This is a genomic window from Alcanivorax sp. (assembly GCF_040119285.1).
GTDB lineage: Bacteria > Pseudomonadota > Gammaproteobacteria > Pseudomonadales > Alcanivoracaceae > Alcanivorax.
Genome location: NZ_JBEDTY010000030.1, coordinates 165,656 through 181,672 on the forward strand (window position 1 = coordinate 165,656; position 16,017 = coordinate 181,672).

The 16,017-nt window shown below is 55.7% G+C and carries 14 protein-coding genes and 2 tRNA genes; 9 read left to right on the top strand and 7 right to left on the bottom strand.

The window, feature by feature from the left end:
* Positions 1-444: 444 nt before the first annotated feature.
* From gltA to ABNH10_RS09010, 3 genes are all read left to right on the top strand, one after another.
* A complete protein-coding gene (gene gltA, locus ABNH10_RS09000; RefSeq protein WP_349385625.1) occupies positions 445-1,728 on the top strand; it encodes a citrate synthase in 1,284 nt (427 codons plus the stop codon).
* Between the two features lie 342 nt (positions 1,729-2,070).
* Positions 2,071-3,186, top strand: a complete 1,116-nt coding sequence (locus tag ABNH10_RS09005; RefSeq protein WP_349385626.1) for an SMP-30/gluconolactonase/LRE family protein — start codon at positions 2,071-2,073, stop codon at positions 3,184-3,186.
* Entirely contained in the window at positions 3,183-4,064 is an 882-nt protein-coding gene (locus ABNH10_RS09010; protein ID WP_349385627.1) for an NAD(P)-dependent oxidoreductase, read from the top strand. The genes ABNH10_RS09005 and ABNH10_RS09010 overlap by 4 nt, the downstream gene beginning before the upstream one ends.
* Before the next feature lie 126 nt (positions 4,065-4,190).
* On the opposite strand, the gene ABNH10_RS09015 is transcribed toward ABNH10_RS09010, so the two are convergent.
* Positions 4,191-5,231 (bottom strand): amidohydrolase family protein, encoded by a 1,041-nt coding sequence (locus tag ABNH10_RS09015; RefSeq protein WP_349385628.1) that lies wholly within the window; start codon positions 5,229-5,231, stop codon positions 4,191-4,193.
* A gap of 234 nt (positions 5,232-5,465) precedes the next feature.
* On the opposite strand from ABNH10_RS09015, the gene ABNH10_RS09020 reads away from it, so the two are divergent.
* Entirely contained in the window at positions 5,466-5,873 is a 408-nt protein-coding gene (locus ABNH10_RS09020) for an MbcA/ParS/Xre antitoxin family protein (protein WP_349385629.1), read from the top strand.
* Positions 5,864-6,571: an RES family NAD+ phosphorylase gene (locus tag ABNH10_RS09025; protein WP_349385630.1), complete on the top strand. Its 708-nt coding sequence runs from the start codon at positions 5,864-5,866 to the stop codon at positions 6,569-6,571. The genes ABNH10_RS09020 and ABNH10_RS09025 overlap by 10 nt, the downstream gene beginning before the upstream one ends.
* Positions 6,572-6,694: 123 nt before the next feature.
* Here the strand turns inward: ABNH10_RS09025 and ABNH10_RS09030 are convergent.
* The 3 genes from ABNH10_RS09030 to gltX all read right to left on the bottom strand — a co-directional run bounded on the left by ABNH10_RS09030 (position 6,695) and on the right by gltX (position 8,610).
* A tRNA-Glu gene (locus ABNH10_RS09030) sits at positions 6,695-6,770 on the bottom strand.
* Between the two features lie 5 nt (positions 6,771-6,775).
* Positions 6,776-6,851, bottom strand: a tRNA-Ala gene (locus ABNH10_RS09035).
* Positions 6,852-7,125: 274 nt separating this feature from the next.
* Positions 7,126-8,610, bottom strand: coding sequence for a glutamate--tRNA ligase (gene gltX, locus ABNH10_RS09040; protein WP_349385631.1), 1,485 nt, complete (start codon positions 8,608-8,610; stop codon positions 7,126-7,128).
* A gap of 351 nt (positions 8,611-8,961) precedes the next feature.
* On the opposite strand from gltX, the gene ABNH10_RS09045 reads away from it, so the two are divergent.
* On the top strand, positions 8,962-9,510 hold the full coding sequence (locus ABNH10_RS09045; RefSeq protein WP_349385632.1) for a DUF4399 domain-containing protein: 549 nt from the start codon (positions 8,962-8,964) through the stop codon (positions 9,508-9,510).
* 222 nt (positions 9,511-9,732) lie between these two features.
* Here ABNH10_RS09045 and ABNH10_RS09050 read toward each other — a convergent pair whose 3' ends face one another.
* Together ABNH10_RS09050 and ABNH10_RS09055 are read right to left on the bottom strand one after the other, a co-directional pair.
* Positions 9,733-10,572 carry a universal stress protein gene (locus ABNH10_RS09050; RefSeq protein ID WP_349385633.1) on the bottom strand — a complete coding sequence of 280 codons (840 nt, stop codon included), beginning with the start codon at positions 10,570-10,572 and terminating at the stop codon, positions 9,733-9,735.
* A 44-nt stretch (positions 10,573-10,616) separates the two neighbouring features.
* On the bottom strand, positions 10,617-12,098 hold the full coding sequence (locus ABNH10_RS09055) for a SulP family inorganic anion transporter (protein ID WP_349385634.1): 1,482 nt from the start codon (positions 12,096-12,098) through the stop codon (positions 10,617-10,619).
* 347 nt (positions 12,099-12,445) lie between these two features.
* On the opposite strand from ABNH10_RS09055, the gene dusA reads away from it, so the two are divergent.
* From dusA to ABNH10_RS09070, 3 genes are all read left to right on the top strand, one after another.
* Positions 12,446-13,444 (top strand): tRNA dihydrouridine(20/20a) synthase DusA, encoded by a 999-nt coding sequence (dusA, locus tag ABNH10_RS09060; RefSeq protein ID WP_349385635.1) that lies wholly within the window; start codon positions 12,446-12,448, stop codon positions 13,442-13,444.
* A gap of 168 nt (positions 13,445-13,612) precedes the next feature.
* Positions 13,613-14,563 (top strand): transaldolase, encoded by a 951-nt coding sequence (locus ABNH10_RS09065; RefSeq protein ID WP_349385636.1) that lies wholly within the window; start codon positions 13,613-13,615, stop codon positions 14,561-14,563.
* On the top strand, positions 14,560-15,003 hold the full coding sequence (locus ABNH10_RS09070) for a tellurite resistance TerB family protein (protein WP_349385637.1): 444 nt from the start codon (positions 14,560-14,562) through the stop codon (positions 15,001-15,003). Before ABNH10_RS09065 ends, ABNH10_RS09070 begins: the two co-directional genes overlap by 4 nt.
* Before the next feature lie 25 nt (positions 15,004-15,028).
* Here ABNH10_RS09070 and ABNH10_RS09075 read toward each other — a convergent pair whose 3' ends face one another.
* Positions 15,029-15,802, bottom strand: coding sequence for an MlaA family lipoprotein (locus tag ABNH10_RS09075; protein WP_349385638.1), 774 nt, complete (start codon positions 15,800-15,802; stop codon positions 15,029-15,031).
* Between the last annotated feature and the right edge of the window lie 215 nt (positions 15,803-16,017).

Here is a 16,017-nt window from a genome sequence, read left to right on the forward strand (position 1 = left end):
CTTATAGCCGGGCCTCAGTTCAGAGGCGGTTGTCGGGAACTTGGCAGAGTCATTGAGATCAGAACGTGAAGCCTGATCTTAATAATCTGCCCGGGCCGGGGTGGGCCCGCGTGAAACCTCCAGCGGGAGGTTTCTGCCGGGCGGCAGTATATCGCCGCGCCTTGCGCAAAACAAACGCTGCGGGTGACAATTATTGTGCAAGCACCGGCTAACGCCTTGATTTACAATGATGCACCCGATGTGAACGTCATTAAATTCTATTGCACCATGCTAAAGCAAAAACGCCACTGCGGCGTAACAAGCTGTTTACCTTACAAAAGTCTGAGCCACCGGTTCGCCCTTGCGCGTTGACAAAGGTGTGTCAAAACCTTACCTTCCCCCGCGCTTTAGAGGACCTTCCTTACCTTGAGGAACGTTCCCTCGTCCGCCAATGGAGAGATTCCCATGACCGAGAAGAAAGCCACTCTCAAGGTAGAGGGTCAGGACCTGGACCTGCCGATCTACACCCCTACTCTGGGCCGCGACGTTATCGACGTGTCCAAACTGGTCGCCAACGGCGTCTTTACTTTCGACCCAGGTTTCACCTCTACCGCTTCCTGTGAATCCAAGATCACCTTTATCGATGGTGAAGTGGGTAAACTTCTGCACCGCGGCTACTCCATTGAGGAGCTGGCAGGTCAGTCTGACTATCTGGAAGTCTGTTACACCCTGCTGTACGGCGAACTGCCCACCGCAGAACAGCGCGACAAGTTCATCAGCACTGTGAAGAATCACACCATGGTGCACGAGCAGATTCGCAATTTTTTCAACGGTTTCCGCCGTGATGCGCACCCCATGGCCATCATGTGTGGCGTCGTTGGCGCCCTGTCCGCCTTCTACCACGACTCTCTGGACATCAATAATCCCGAGCACCGTGAAATCACCGCGTACCGCCTGATTGCCAAGATGCCTACCATCGCGGCCATGTGTTACAAGTACGCTTTGGGCCAGCCTTTCATGTACCCGCGCAACGATTTGGGCTATGCAGAAAACTTTCTGCACATGATGTTCGGCAACCCTTGTGAAGAGTCCAAAATCAGCCCGACCTTGGCCAAGGCCATGGATCGCATCTTCATCCTGCACGCTGATCACGAGCAGAACGCCTCCACCTCTACTGTGCGCTTAGCGGGCTCCTCCGGTGCCAACCCATTCGCCTGTATAGCTGCCGGCATCTCTGCCCTGTGGGGCCCGGCACACGGTGGCGCCAACGAAGCCGTACTGAACATGCTCGATGAAATCGGCTCGCTGGATAATATCGATACCTACATTGCCAAGGCGAAGGACAAGAACGACCCGTTCAAGCTGATGGGCTTCGGTCACCGCGTTTACAAAAACTACGATCCGCGTGCCACCGTAATGCGCGAATCCTGCCACGACGTACTGGCTGAACTGGGTGTAAACGATCCGCAATTGGCGCTGGCCATGAAGCTGGAAGAGATCGCCTTGAACGACCCCTACTTCAAAGATAAAAAGCTGTTCCCCAACGTGGATTTCTACTCCGGTATCATCCTGAAAGCGATTGGAATCCCGACTTCCATGTTCACTGTAATCTTTGCCCTGTCTCGCACTGTTGGCTGGATTGCACACTGGAACGAAATGATTTCCAACCCGTACAAGATTGGCCGTCCTCGTCAGCTGTACACCGGCGAAGCCGAGCGTCCATTCGTTCCGGTTAACGAGCGCAAATAAGCGCCTCGTCATCGCTTGACCAAAAACCGCCTTCGGGCGGTTTTTTGGTGCCTGCAGACACATCAACCTGAAAACTACTCTTCCAGAACTCACTAAAAACGTGCCTACAAACGCAAAGGTTGCATAAACTGCGCTGCAGTTAATCGACTGTGCACCCCCATCATTAACCTCCATTCGCCCCTGAACCAAAACCCGTTAGTCACTGCGACCGGAACGCCCTTTAGGGAAAATGGTTCTTCTCCCTATCACGTTAATTCCCAATGATTAACATCCTGCATTTGCGTGGCCGCGCCGTGCATGCAAGCATCGGGGCCTCGCTCGCTAACCAATGCAGACCTGATAATGAAAAAAATCATTGCCCTTGCCGTTATTGTTACCCTGGCCGCCTACCTTTTATTCTGGCCCGTCAGCATAGAACCTGTTGCTTGGCAGGCGCCGAAAGCCCCAGCTCTGGATGGCCCCTTCGCTACCAATACAGCCCTCCGCAACAGCCAAATCCTCGGCGAGGATCAGGGCACTGGCCCGGAAGACGTGGCCATCGATGATGATGGTTATCTATACGTGGGGTACGACGATGGCCGCATCGTTCGTTTCGATTCAAACGGCCAGAACCCTGACTTGATTGCCAATACTGAAGGGCGCCCTCTTGGACTGGATTTCTCCCCCTCCGGAAACCTAATCGTTGCCGATGGTTACAAAGGCCTCTTGAGTGTCAGTGCTAGTGGCGCCATCACCATATTGAGTACCAGCGCCAATGATCTGGAGTACCGCTTCACCGATGATGTGGACGTGGATAGCAACGGTATCGCCTATTTCTCCGATGCCTCCAGCAAATTTGGCCCCGCCATGCACGCCCGCGACGACATCATGGAACACGGCGGCCACGGGCGGCTGTTGCGTTATGATCCGAATGCAGAACAGGCCGAAGTGTTACTTGACGGCCTACAGTTTGCCAACGGCATCGCCCTTTCCCAGAATGAAGACTTCGTCCTGGTTACCGAAACCGGCAACTACCGCATCGTTCGCTACTGGCTCAAAGGGGAGAAAGCCGGCAGCCACGATATCTTTATGGACAACCTGCCGGGCATCCCTGATGGCATTTCGGCGAACGGTGACGGCACGTTCTGGCTTGCCCTTTTCAGCCCCCGCAATGCCATTCTCGACAGCCTCTCCGACAAACCTCTGCTTCGCAAAGTCGCTTTGCGCATGCCCAGCTTCCTGCAACCCCAGACAGTAGCCCACGGCTTTGTACTGGGCCTCGATGAGCAAGGGCAAGTCACTCACAACCTGCAAGATAACAGCGACGGCGCTTTCGCCCCCATCACCAGCGCGGAGCAACACGGTAACACCCTATACCTGGGCAGCCTCACCGAACCTCGCTTCGCCGCTTTCACCCTGCCCGACACAGCAACAGCAACAGCAACAGCAACAGGCCATGATGCAGCCAACAAACAATGAGCACACTGAACGCGGCTTTTATCGGCCTTGGCACCATGGGCTACCCCATGGCTGGCCACCTGGCCGAAGCTGGCATTGCCATGACCGTTTACAACCGCACGGCCCAACGAGCGCAACAGTGGACGCGCGATTACCCCGGGAGTCACGCGCCCTCCCCCGCAGACGCCGCACGGGATGCGGATCTGGTCTTTGTTTGCGTCGGAAACGATAACGATCTACGCCAAGTCATCCTTGGTGATGACGGGGTTATGCAAACTCTCGCCGAGGGCGCTGTTCTTGTGGATCACACCACCGCCAGTGCAGAAGTGGCCCGCGAACTTGATGGCGCCAGTCGCAAACAAGGCAGTCATTTTCTCGATGCCCCGGTGTCTGGGGGCCAACAGGGCGCACAGAACGGCCAATTATCGATCATGTGTGGCGGAGACGAGGCCACCTACCAGCGGGTATTGCCAACGCTTCAACATTACGGCAAAGCCATCAATCTGATGGGCCCGGCAGGGAGTGGCCAGCTAACCAAGATGGTCAATCAGATTTGCGTGGCCGGGCTGGTGGAAGGGCTCGCTGAAGGACTCGCTTTCGCTCTCAATGCGGGCCTCGATGCCAATAAAGTCTTCGAAACCATCAGCCAGGGGGCCGCCGGCTCCTGGCAAATGGTGAACCGCCACCAGACCATGATCGACGACCAGTATGAGCACGGTTTTGCGGTGGATTGGATGCGAAAAGACTTGGATATCTGCCTGCGCGAAGCGGTTCGAAACGGTACGCCCTTGCCCATTACTGAACAAATAAACGACTTTTACCGTGAGGTTCAGTCCATGGGCGGCGGCCGCTGGGACACCTCTTCGCTGCTCCGTCGACTGCAAAAAATCCCCACTTAATAGCAAATATTGCCCTCTTGCAGTTTTCGAACCGCTAACGTCTTCGCCATGGAAGCCTGATTTTCCACACATTCAGAGCCTGAGAACGCACGAAGCGATATTTTTATATCGCGAAGAAGCCATCCATTAAGGGGCGGATTTTGTTGCCCCTTTTGGGGGCACAAGGCCATCTGCATTGCCGTGAGAAAGCTGCTTCGCCACTTTTTTGGGCAGCGCATCAAGCAATGGATCGTATTCTTCCATCACCTTTCCCATGCTATCAAAGTGGCCCACCAAATCCGTTCCCAGGGTAAAGCGGTCCGGAAATTCACGAATGAGCGTTAGCCATTCCTCATTGGGCTCACCGTCATCGATCAAATAGTGGTCTTTAACGCTCCACGATAAATCAATAAACAGATTCTCATAACGGCTTAGCAGTGCTCGAAGAATAGGCGGCAAGGTACCCAGCGGCCCCTGCCGCTCTTCAATCCCACCACTGGTTCCGGCGTGGGCCAGCAAGAAACGTGTCCCAGGGTGCGCGTCTAACGCTTCTTCCAACTCGCCGAGGTAGATCGGTGTCTCTTCGCGCAATGACGTCAGGTTGCTGTGTAGCAATACGGGCAGGTCGTAACGACCCGCCATCGCATACACCTTCATTAGCGCGGGATGATTCGCTCGAGGCGTCTCGCCTTCGGTCCAGGCGGTAAGCTGATCGTGACGGGTCAGAATTTCCCCCACCCCCTGCCAGAACCCAGGATAACGTTCGATCAAGCGCTCTATCTGCTCGGCGGCGTGCATGTCCGTGGGGTTGAAACCACTGATAAACGGCTGCAGCCGAGCCTGCTGATCTTTCGGCAATGAAAGCACCGCCTGGGCCACAATGTCGTCGGTAGCACTGTAGTAATATAGCGGTGCCTCATCGCCCAGATAGTATCGCGGGCGACGCGGCGCCTCTGCCTGCCACTTTTTCATCACTGGCAGGCCAAACACCCAGGCACGCTCAACGCCCGCATCATCCATGGCCGCCATCATCGCCTGCGGTCCCTCACTCTCCTGCATGAAATCCACATAATGCAGGTGCGCATCCGTCCACTGCCGCTGGCCGGCAGTGGCAGCATTGACCCACCCTCCCGCCAAAAGAGCCAACAGCACAATACCCGCACTCAACACACTGACTCGATTTACCATCCGGCACTCCCAATCCATTTCTCAACCAACCGCACTTTAGCGTTGGGGGTCGCAAATGCCACGACTCCCGACAGTGACCCCCACAGCTGCCATACGTTCAGAAATATGACACTTTCTTACCTTTGCGCGGAAGCTGACGCTTAGTTGCGGGCCAATGTCATTAGGTCTTCGCCATGTCTCCATATAGACAATTATTAATATATGGTTCATTATTAAGCCTGACAGGAGGCAATCATGGAACCGGCAACAGCCTATATCCCACAAGCTCTGAACGACGGCGCACGCCACGCCGCTCTACGTGCTGTGCTCAAACTGCTGGAACACTGGCAGTGCAGTGAAAAGGAAAAAATGGCGCTATTGGGCGTGGGGCGCTCCACCCTACACAAATACCAGAACCAGCCAGAAAGCGCCCGGGTCGGGCAGGATCTATTGGAACGCCTCAGCTATCTGCTGAACATCCACCAAGCGCTACGCACCTTGTTTGGCAATAAAGAGAATGTGTATGGCTTTGTCCGCATGGCAAACCATAACCCCTTTTTCAATGGCGTCGCCCCCATGGACATCATGAGCAACGGCCGGGTTGCCAGCCTTTATGAAGTGCACCGCCAGCTCGATACCCTACGAGGCGGTCAATGGGGTTAAAAACACAGGGGGCGGATACACTGCCGCGCACATCCTTATCCGGGCAAACAGCCTACCGCTTGGTCAACGGCAAATATCCCCCTATTGCGATATTCGATGACGTGGCCGACCAAGCGGATTTCGATGCACTGTACGCCGTGCAGGCGCTGACCAACCCGCGCCTACAAAATGATATCGGCGATCTGAATCGGGTCCCCCCGGAGCAGCGCCCATGGGGCATCCCCGGCTGCAACTACGCCCTGGGGCCCTTTGTGCATGTCAATCCAGCAGGATCGCGCTTCTCTGATGGCCATTTCGGAGTATTCTATTGCGCCGACCGCATGGCGACCGCCATTGCAGAGACCCGCTATCACCAGCAACGTTATTTCCAGCAAGTCGATGGGCTCAAGTATGACCGCATTGTAATGCGCGGCCTGAAGGTACACTTCACCGCCACCCTCGTCGACATCACCCCGGCTGATCACCACCCTCAGTGGCACGCAGCCGATGACTACACCGCCGCGCATCAGCTTGGTCGGCAATTACGCGAACAACAGCACAGCGGCATCCATTACGAATCTGTCCGCGCCGTCGGGCGTTATTGTTATGCCCTGCTAACCCCTCAAGTCATCGCCAGCATTACCCCCGGTGCTCACTACGAATATATTTGGGACGGCGAAACAATCGCCCACACGCTGACCATTCGGGGCTTTAACTGAAGCACCGCCGCCGCGCACCTTCTGCGGCAATATATTGGAAACATGAAGGCCTAACCTGACCGGGCTGGGGCCATAAAACAGACAATAAAAAAGCCCCACTCTTTCGAGTGAGGCTTTTCTATTTGGCGTCCCCTAGGGGAGTCGAACCCCTGTTACCGCCGTGAAAGGGCGGTGTCCTGGGCCACTAGACGAAGGGGACGTGTTTGGTGGAGCTAAGCGGGATCGAACCGCTGACCTCAACACTGCCAGTGTTGCGCTCTCCCAGCTGAGCTATAGCCCCAGTACACAAACGAGACAAAGTGCATCCCGGTTGGTGCGGCGTATTCTACCGGCCACCCCTACCCTGTCAAGCGCCAGCCGGCGGTTTTTTTCAGAATGAAGTCGATTTGGCTACATCGTGAACAAGTTGCTGAAAAACTGGGCGAAACCAGTTACAGGTTCTACGTTTACACGCAGCGATCACAGTGAAAAACCATAGCGTTGTCGCCGCGATTCACGCCAGAACACATGCAAGGCTTGCCAAGTTACGGATCGCCCCGCCTGTGTTTTTCAAGTCAACCCACCGGCAAATCGCGGTATGCCTTCTCCAGTTTCTTCACCTGCTTCTTGGACACGCCCCCCAGCACCTCAATGGCATGGCGAATTCGTGCACGGCTGATATCCGAGCCGATGATTTCCATGGAATCCACCACTGAAAAACTGGCACTGGTGCCAGCAATGGCAATAAACACCGGGAACAAGAAATCCTTTATCTTCACTTCCAGTGCATCGGCAATCGCCTTGGCATCGGCAAACAAACCCTCTCGATTCCAGTCGTTGCGCGCTTCGTAAGTCCACAGCAAATACTGGAGCCATACCTTGATGTCATCCGCACTGTACTGCTTGTGCTCGAAGCTGGCCTCGGTAATGGTGGGCATACCGTTAAAACAAAACGCCGCTTTATCGGCCACGTCCGACAACGTCTCCACTCGCTGGCGCAAGTGAGGAATTATCTTCATGGCGTAATCGCGGTTGAAAGCCCAACTGAGCAGCGAGTCCAGAAACTGCTCATCACTCTGTTCACGCAACCATTGGCCGTTCAACCAGCTGAGCTTCTCCACATCGAAGACCGGCCCACCGAGGGACACACGCTGAATGTCGAAAGCATCCTGCATCTGAGTCAGAGAGAACTTTTCGCTCTCGTCCGGCATGGACCAGCCCATGCGCCCCAGGTAATTCACCAACGCTTCTGGCAAGTACCCCATACGCTGATAGAACAGGATGCTGGTGGGGTTCTTGCGTTTGCTGAGCTTGGATTTATCCGGATTACGCAGCAGCGGCATGTGGCACAGCACCGGCATGTCCCAACCAAAATATTCATATAGCAGCTTGTGCTTGGGTGCGGAATTGAGCCACTCCTCACCACGGATCACATGGGTGATCTCCATCAGGTGATCATCCACGATATTCGCCAGGTGGTAAGTGGGCATGCCATCGGATTTTAGCAAAATCTGTGCATCCACTAATGCCCAGTCAAGCTCTACTGGTCCGCGCAACATGTCCTGAATTTCACAGCGACCCTCCGTAGGCACACGCATACGGATCACGTACGGCGCGCCGTCAGCCTCGCGCTTGGCCTGCTCATCCGCAGGTAGCTCCAGATCGGAAGGTTTAAGCGCACGATTTTCGCCGCTTTCTTTCAGGCCGGCGCGCAATGCATCCAGCTCTTCGCTGGTGCGGTAACACTTGAACGCATGGCCTTTTTCAATTAACTGTTCCGCGTACTGGCGGTACATGCCCTTGCGCTCACTCTGGCGGTAAGGCCCGTGAGGGCCACCCACGTCGGGGCCTTCGTCCCAGGTCAGCCCCAGCCACTTCAGTGAATCGAGGATCATCTGTTCAGACTGATCAGTGGAACGGGTCTGATCCGTGTCTTCGATGCGCAGAATAAACTGGCCACCGTGTTGTTGCGCAAAGCAACGGTTGAACAAAGCGATATAAGCCGTGCCGACGTGGGGATCGCCGGTGGGCGACGGGGCGACGCGAGTACGAACAGTCATGCTGACTCCAGTAGTGCAAACTGGCGCGGATTATACCTGTCAAAGCCGCGGCCATGTAGCCGGCTATCAAAAAGCCTATTGCGTGCTCTGGCTTTAACCCTGGTTCGCAATCCAAACCCTCTCCGGGGCCAAGAGGGCGCTCTTTTGAAGGTGTAAGCTCCTCTATCGAAAAGGGCAATAACGAGTGTGGGCCAACATGCAGGCCCTGAGGACTTTCAACAGTGTGCTAGACACCAAGCCCGGGGTTTCTGCTATGGTTGTAACCACGTCATGACTCCGGTTCACCCTGCTGCCACATTCACATATACGGCAGCAGGTCTTCATTGGATTCAACTGATTAAGGAAAAGACCATGCGTATTCCGTTCCAACGTTCTCTGCTCGTCGCGGTGATTGCCAGCACTGGCCTGTTACAGGCTTGCTCCGACAACAATGAGGGCAAAGACACTACGGCGCCTGCTGCAAACGCTCCCGCCACTGCTGATCACAGCAATCACATGAACACCGATGACAGCACCGCCAAGCCCGCGGCCGCCGGCATCACTCGTAGTCCGGCCCCGGAAGGCGCCGCCGCTGAGATTGTCAGCCCCACCAGTGGCGCCACTGTTAGCAGCCCCGTGAAGGTTGTCTTTGGTTTGGAGGGCATGGACGTGGCGCCGGCCGGCAACGAGCAAGAGAACAGTGGTCACCACCACCTGCTCATCGACTTGGATACCATGCCGAACATGGACATACCGCTACCCGCCAACGATCAGGTAGTGCATTTTGGCAAAGGCCAGACTGAAACTGAGCTGGAACTGGAACCGGGCACCCATACCCTGCAGCTACTCCTCGGCGATTACCGCCACGTTCCTCACCAGCCACCGGTCACATCAGAAAAAATCACCATTACGGTGGAATAAAAAGGCGCAGCAAAACATACGCTTCGCACTATTGCACGCCATATCCTACCCAGAAACGCGGGCTCTGTTATGCCACCGACAAAGACAGGCCCGCGTTTTTTATGGCGCGTTAATAGGTCGTAGAGAACATCAGGTCATTGCGTTGTGATTAGCAAAAGGCGGAAATACCACTAGGCATCTCCGCCTTATTTTTGGCGTACAGCGTGTTGCGGGGTTTATCTCTTAGCGCAGCAACAAGTGCGGCACCTTAGCTTCACGGATCATCTTGTTGGTGGTGCTGCCCACAAAGAACTCACGGATGCGGGAATGGCCGTAGGCCCCCATCACCACCAGATCCACGCTGTGGTTTTGCTGGTACTGGTGCAGGGCCGGCTCCACCTCACCCTCCAGAATGGCCGTGTGCACGTTGTGCCCGGACTGCTCAAGCTGTCGCACCGCTGCATCCAACCCTTCATTGCTGTTGCCAACGGTCACCAGATGACAATCCAGCCCTTGAAATAGAGGGCTACCGGCCAAAATGCCTACCCCCTTGCGTGAGGTGGCGCTACCATCGAATGCCAGCATGATGGTTTTCGGCGCACGAAACTCACCGACGGCCACGAGAATAGGACGGTGCAGAGCGCGAATAACACGTTCCACATTGTCACCCACCTGAGCGCCGATACCGTCGTGTTCTTCGCCCTGCTTACCAATGACCAGTAATCGCATATCGTCTTCGAGCTCGGCCAGGGTATCCACCAGATCCCCGTGACGCTGACGTTGCTGAGGCTCACTGATGCCATTAGCGATGGCCCGTTGGCAGGCCGCTTCCAGCATCATCTTTCCTTGCTCCAGCGCCAGACGATTACGCTTGGCATCCAGGTCCGCCAACTCTTCCATCAAATGTTCGCGACCACCCAAGGCAAGATTGCCACTGAAATCAGCACTCACCGGGTAGCGGGAATGGTCCAGTACGTGCAGCAAGGTCAGCGGCGCACCCAAGCGCTGTGAGGCCCAGGCAGCATAATCACAAACCACCGAGGCAGCGTTAGAGCCGTCGATACAGGCGATGACGTTAGTCATTGTTGTTCTCCTATGTCGCTTAATGCGGCAATTGTTTGCGACGCTTAGTGGCCACCCATCATTTTTTCAACAGCAGCGGGCTTGTCATGCACCCCGAACTTGTCCACCAGAGTGGCGCTGGCTTCATTAAGTCCGACAAGATCCACTTCTGTACCTTCGCGGCGGAACTTAATCACCACCTTATCCAGGGCGCCAATGGCGGTAATGTCCCAGAAGTGCGCACGGTGAACATCAATAGTGACTTTATCGATGGCTTCCTTGAAGTCAAACGCAGCGATGAACTGATCTGCTGAGGTGAAAAATACCTGCCCCACCACATCGTAAACTCGATGCCCATCTTCAGGGCTTTGCGTGGCTTTCACGTAGAAGATACGACCCACTTTATTGGCATAGAACAGCGCGCTCAGCACCACCCCAACCCCCACACCAATGGCCAGATTATGCGTCGCCACGGTGGTAATCACTGTGGCCAGCATGACCACCGAGCTACTGGCAGGGTGTTTTGCCATATTAGTAATGGACTCCCAACTGAATGTGCCAATAGATACCATGATCATCACCGCCACCAGCGCGGCCATGGGAATCTGAGACACCCACTTACCCAGGAACACCACCAACACCAGCAGGAAGCAACCGGCAAACAAGGTAGACAGGCGCTTGCGGCCACCGGATTTCACGTTAATCACAGACTGGCCAATCATGGCGCAGCCGGCCATGCCGCCAAGAAAACCGGAAGCAATGTTAGCCACGCCCTGCCCCTTGCACTCACGGTTCTTGTCACTATCCGTGTCGGTCAGATCATCGACAATAGTGGCGGTCATCATCGATTCCAGCAGACCCACCACAGCCAATGCCAGCGAGTACGGCAGGATGATTTTCAAGGTGTCCAGATTGAGCGGAATATCCGGCAGCAGGAAAATGGGCAAGCTATCGGGCAAGTCGCCCTTGTCACCCACAGTGGGCACGTCCATCCCCAGCCACATGGCCACACCGGTAATCACAACGATACAAATCAACGGTGACGGCACCGCAGTGGTCAGCAACGGCAGTAAATAAATGATACCCAGCCCCGCAGCCACCATGGCGTAAACGTGCCAAGTCACATCGACCAGCTCCGGCAGTTGCGCCATGAAGATCAAAATGGCCAGCGCATTCACAAAACCGGTCACCACTGAGCGCGAGACAAACCGCATCAGGTTCCCCAGTTTCAGAAAGCCGGCAATGATCTGCAGCCCCCCGGTCAGTACCGTAGCCGCCAACAGGTATTGCAGCCCGTGGTCCTTGACCAATGTCACCATTACCAGCGCCATGGCACCGGTTGCCGCAGAGATCATCCCTGGGCGACCACCAACGAAGGCGATCACCACAGCGATACAGAAAGAGGCATACAAGCCCACTTTCGGATCCACGCCGGCAATGATGGAGAAGGCAATCGCCTCCGGAATCAACGCAAGCGCCACAACCGCCCCTGCCAGCAAGTCACCACGGACGTTACTGAACCAGTCCTGCTGAATCGTTCGAAGCATGGATTTCAATCCTGTGTTTGGAGATAACAAGCCATCGCTGCGCAGCGGCAGCAGTAAAAACGGAGAACGGCGCCGGCAGGCACCGTACGGCAAAGCCATGGGAGGGATCGACAGCCTGCTAGGGCGGACTCAGCCGTGTTTGGGTCATCATGGACACCCGGTATAATGAGCAAAGGCGCGGAGTCTAACAGAACGACTACGGCAATTACAGGCAACCGCTATTCGGTTGCCGCCCAACAAGCGGCCATTCTGCCCCTACGCGCCACCCGCGCAACATGCGACAATAGAGGCACTCGTTTGCCCCGCCGCACGCCGCAAACCCCAATCACCCGTTCGACATCGTGTTAATGAGCAACCCACTTTCTACTCAGCTACCCCACCAGCCACTGGATCGCCGCCTCAGCGTCGCCCCGATGATGGACTGGACAACCCGCGACTACCGCTTTCTGGCCCGCCTGATCACTCGCCATACGTTGCTCTACACCGAAATGGTAGTGGCCCAAGCTATTTTACACGGTGATCGTGACCGGTTTTTGGATTTCAACAACGAAGAGCACCCCATCGCCCTGCAACTGGGAGGCAGCGATCCACACCAATTAGCCCAAGCCACGCGCATTGCCGGGGATTACGGTTATGACGAGATCAATCTGAATGTGGGGTGCCCGTCAGACCGGGTTCAGCAAGGCAAGATCGGGGCCATTCTTATGGCAGAACCAGAGCTGGTAGCACGCTGTGTAGAGGCCATGCAGGCGGAGGTGACCGTGCCGGTTACGGTGAAGACCCGTATCGGCATTGATGACCAGGATGATTATGATTTCCTCTACCGCTTTGTTGATCGCATGGAAGCCTCAGGCTGCACTAGCCTGACCATCCATGCCCGCAAAGCAATTCTTAGCGGCCTCTCGCCCAAAGAAAACAGGGATATTCCGCCGTTAATCTACCAGCGCGCCTATGCCATCAAACACGCTTTTCCACATATCCAAATCATACTCAACGGTGGCGTAAAAACCCTGAATGAAGTACACCAACACATGGGCGAGGTGGATGGCGTGATGATCGGTCGCGAGGCCTACCAAAACCCCTATTTTCTAGCCGAGGCCGACCGGGTTGTGTTTGGCGACGATCACGCCATCCCCAGCCGCCAGAGTATTGCTGAGCAGTTTCTACCTTATGTGGAGCGGCGCTATGCCCTTGGCCATGCGCCCAAACACTCACTGCGGCATATCCTCAATCTGTTTCAGGGCCAACCCGGCGCGCGCCGTTTCCGCCGTCATCTCAGCGAAAACATGCACAAGCCAGACACAACCCCGCAAGTGCTCATGGACGCCTTGTCGCAACTGCCTTAGCCTGTCAGTACGCTCTATCTCCGTAGAACAACGTTCAAGCACGAACGGGCTGCGAACACTTTCCTAGAAGGGTTCCGGCTCAAGCGCTGCTCCCTACGGCACAGAAAACTCCCTGTCATCATTGGCCTCTACCCTGTGGCCCGTCATGACACTGAAAGGAACGGAACCGTGAACAAACGCGAACAACTCGCTCAATGGACCTCGTTAGTTGCCGACACCGGCGATTTGGAAATGATCGCCCAACTCCAGCCTGAAGACGCCACCACCAACCCTTCCCTGCTACTCGCTGCCGCCCGTGACGAACGTTACCGTGGCCTGTTGCAGCAGGCCGCCGACCTCAGCCGCGCCTTGGGTCATCAAGGTGAAATGGACTGGCTCACTGATACCTATGCCTGCTTGGCAGGTCAGGCCATTTTGGATCGCGTGCCGGGTCTTGTCTCCAGTGAAGTGGATGCTCGCCTTTCTTTTGATACCCGCGCCACCGTGGAAAAAGGGCGTCGTTTGATCGCGATTTACCGCGAGCTCAACGTGGACCCAAGTCGCACCCTGATCAAGGTCGCCGCCAGCTGGGAAGGGGTTCGTGCCGTTGAGATTCTGGAAGAAGAGGGCATCCGCTGTAATGTGACACTGGTCTTCAACCAAACCCAGGCACTGGCAGCAGCCGAAGCCGGCGCCACACTGATCTCCCCTTTTGTGGGCCGCATTTTCGACTGGTACCGCAAAAACGGCATGGTCATCGACACCCCCGAACAAGATCCGGGCGTGCTCTCGGTGCGAGATATTTTCGCAACCTTCAAAGCCCGAGGTCTGGAGACTATTGTGATGGGCGCCAGCTTTCGCAACGCAGGGCAGATCGAAGCTTTGGCCGGCTGCGACAAGCTCACGCTCAGCCCTGCCCTACTTGAGGAACTGGCAGCGGATAACGGCGGTCTCAAGCGCATACTGGACTCCGAACTGGTGGCCCTACAGGACGACTGGGTACCGGTGAACGAAGCCGCATTCCGCTGGCAGCTGAACGACGATGCCATGGCCAGCGACTTGCTCGCCGACGGGATCCGCCGTTTTGCTAAAGACCAGCGTGCGCTGGAAACCTTACTGATTGAAGAGGGGGTCATTTGAACTGGCTGAACCGATTGTTTCGCCCCGAGAGCGATACACCAGAGTATTCCGAACACGACTTGCACCGCGCTGCTGCTGCCTTGCTATTCGAGGTAGCGCGCACCGATGGCACCGTGGACCAGGCAGAAACCCAACGTCTGGTTAGCGCGGTCAAACAACGCTGGCAGCTGGATAGCCAGGAAATGCAGGATATCGTCTCTGAGCTGGAAAACCGGGTAGATCAAGCCACCGATCTATTTGAATTCACTCTACCGCTACGTGAACACTGGGGGCCAGAACAACGGGTGGCGCTGATCGATGAAATGTGGGCCATGGCCGCTGCCGACGGCAAGGCCGATGTTCACGAAGAGCATTTGATCCGCCGGGTTAGCGATCTGCTCTATGTCTCCCACGGGGACTACATTCGCGCCAAATTCAAAGCCACCCGCACTGAGACCTGATCCGCAAGGCACGGCTGGCAAGCCTCTACCAGCCGTCGCCTTCATACTCATCATTGAGTTCTGAATCTCGGGTTTCCATCTCAAGGGAACGCAATGGCGGCTGGTCACCGCTTTCGAAACGACGACGTTGCAGGTAGGCATTGCGCAAGAAAGTATAGCGGTCGCCCACCATATTACGCTCCAGACCCAGCAGATCAGCCCGCAGATCCACCACATACGCCGCTGTGAAACTGTAGCGTGTGCGATCGTGGGAAATGTAGTGTCGCAAACGCATGTAGTCTTCCGGCAAGATGGCCGCAGTGTCTCGACCCGTGGACGGTCCAAAGAACGGCAAGACCATGTAAGGGCCTTCAGGCACCCCCCAGTGCGCTAGCGTTAACCCCAAGTCAGTATCGCGCTTTTCCAGATCCACCTTACTGGCCACATCAAACAAACCGCCAATGCCCAGCGTAGTATTAACCGCAAACCGCCCCCAGTTCTGTCCCACATCCCCCCAGCGCCACTGCAATACATTGTTCAAACCACTACGGAAATCACGAAGATTTTCATAAAAACGGCTAATGGTGTCGTTCATCCACTGCGGCGTGACCTTGTTATAACCCTTCGCAACGGGTTTCAGGCCATACTTATCCAGGGCGTCGTTGAAGGCAAAAATCTTGCGGTTAATGTCTTCCCAAGGGTCCTCATATTTGGGTGTGCTGTCCGAAGAGTCGAATGCCGTGGAGGCATCGCCCCAGTCTTCTTCCGCCTGCACAGCCAATGGCAGACATAACAGCAAGCTTAGCAATAGATAACGCACAGACACCCCGAAAAGTAGTGGACTACCGTAGTATAGCCGTGCCCTGCAGCTCACAACAGAGGCACTGAAAAAGGGTTACGCAACATCGACAGATTTTACACACCCATACTTGCTTAGCCCCGTAACGGCGAGTGATCCAGCAATTCGAGCTCGCAAATCGAGCCGCCTCGAAACCCAGCCAGCCTTAGGGCAGCGTACTGTCAAAACCCATCACC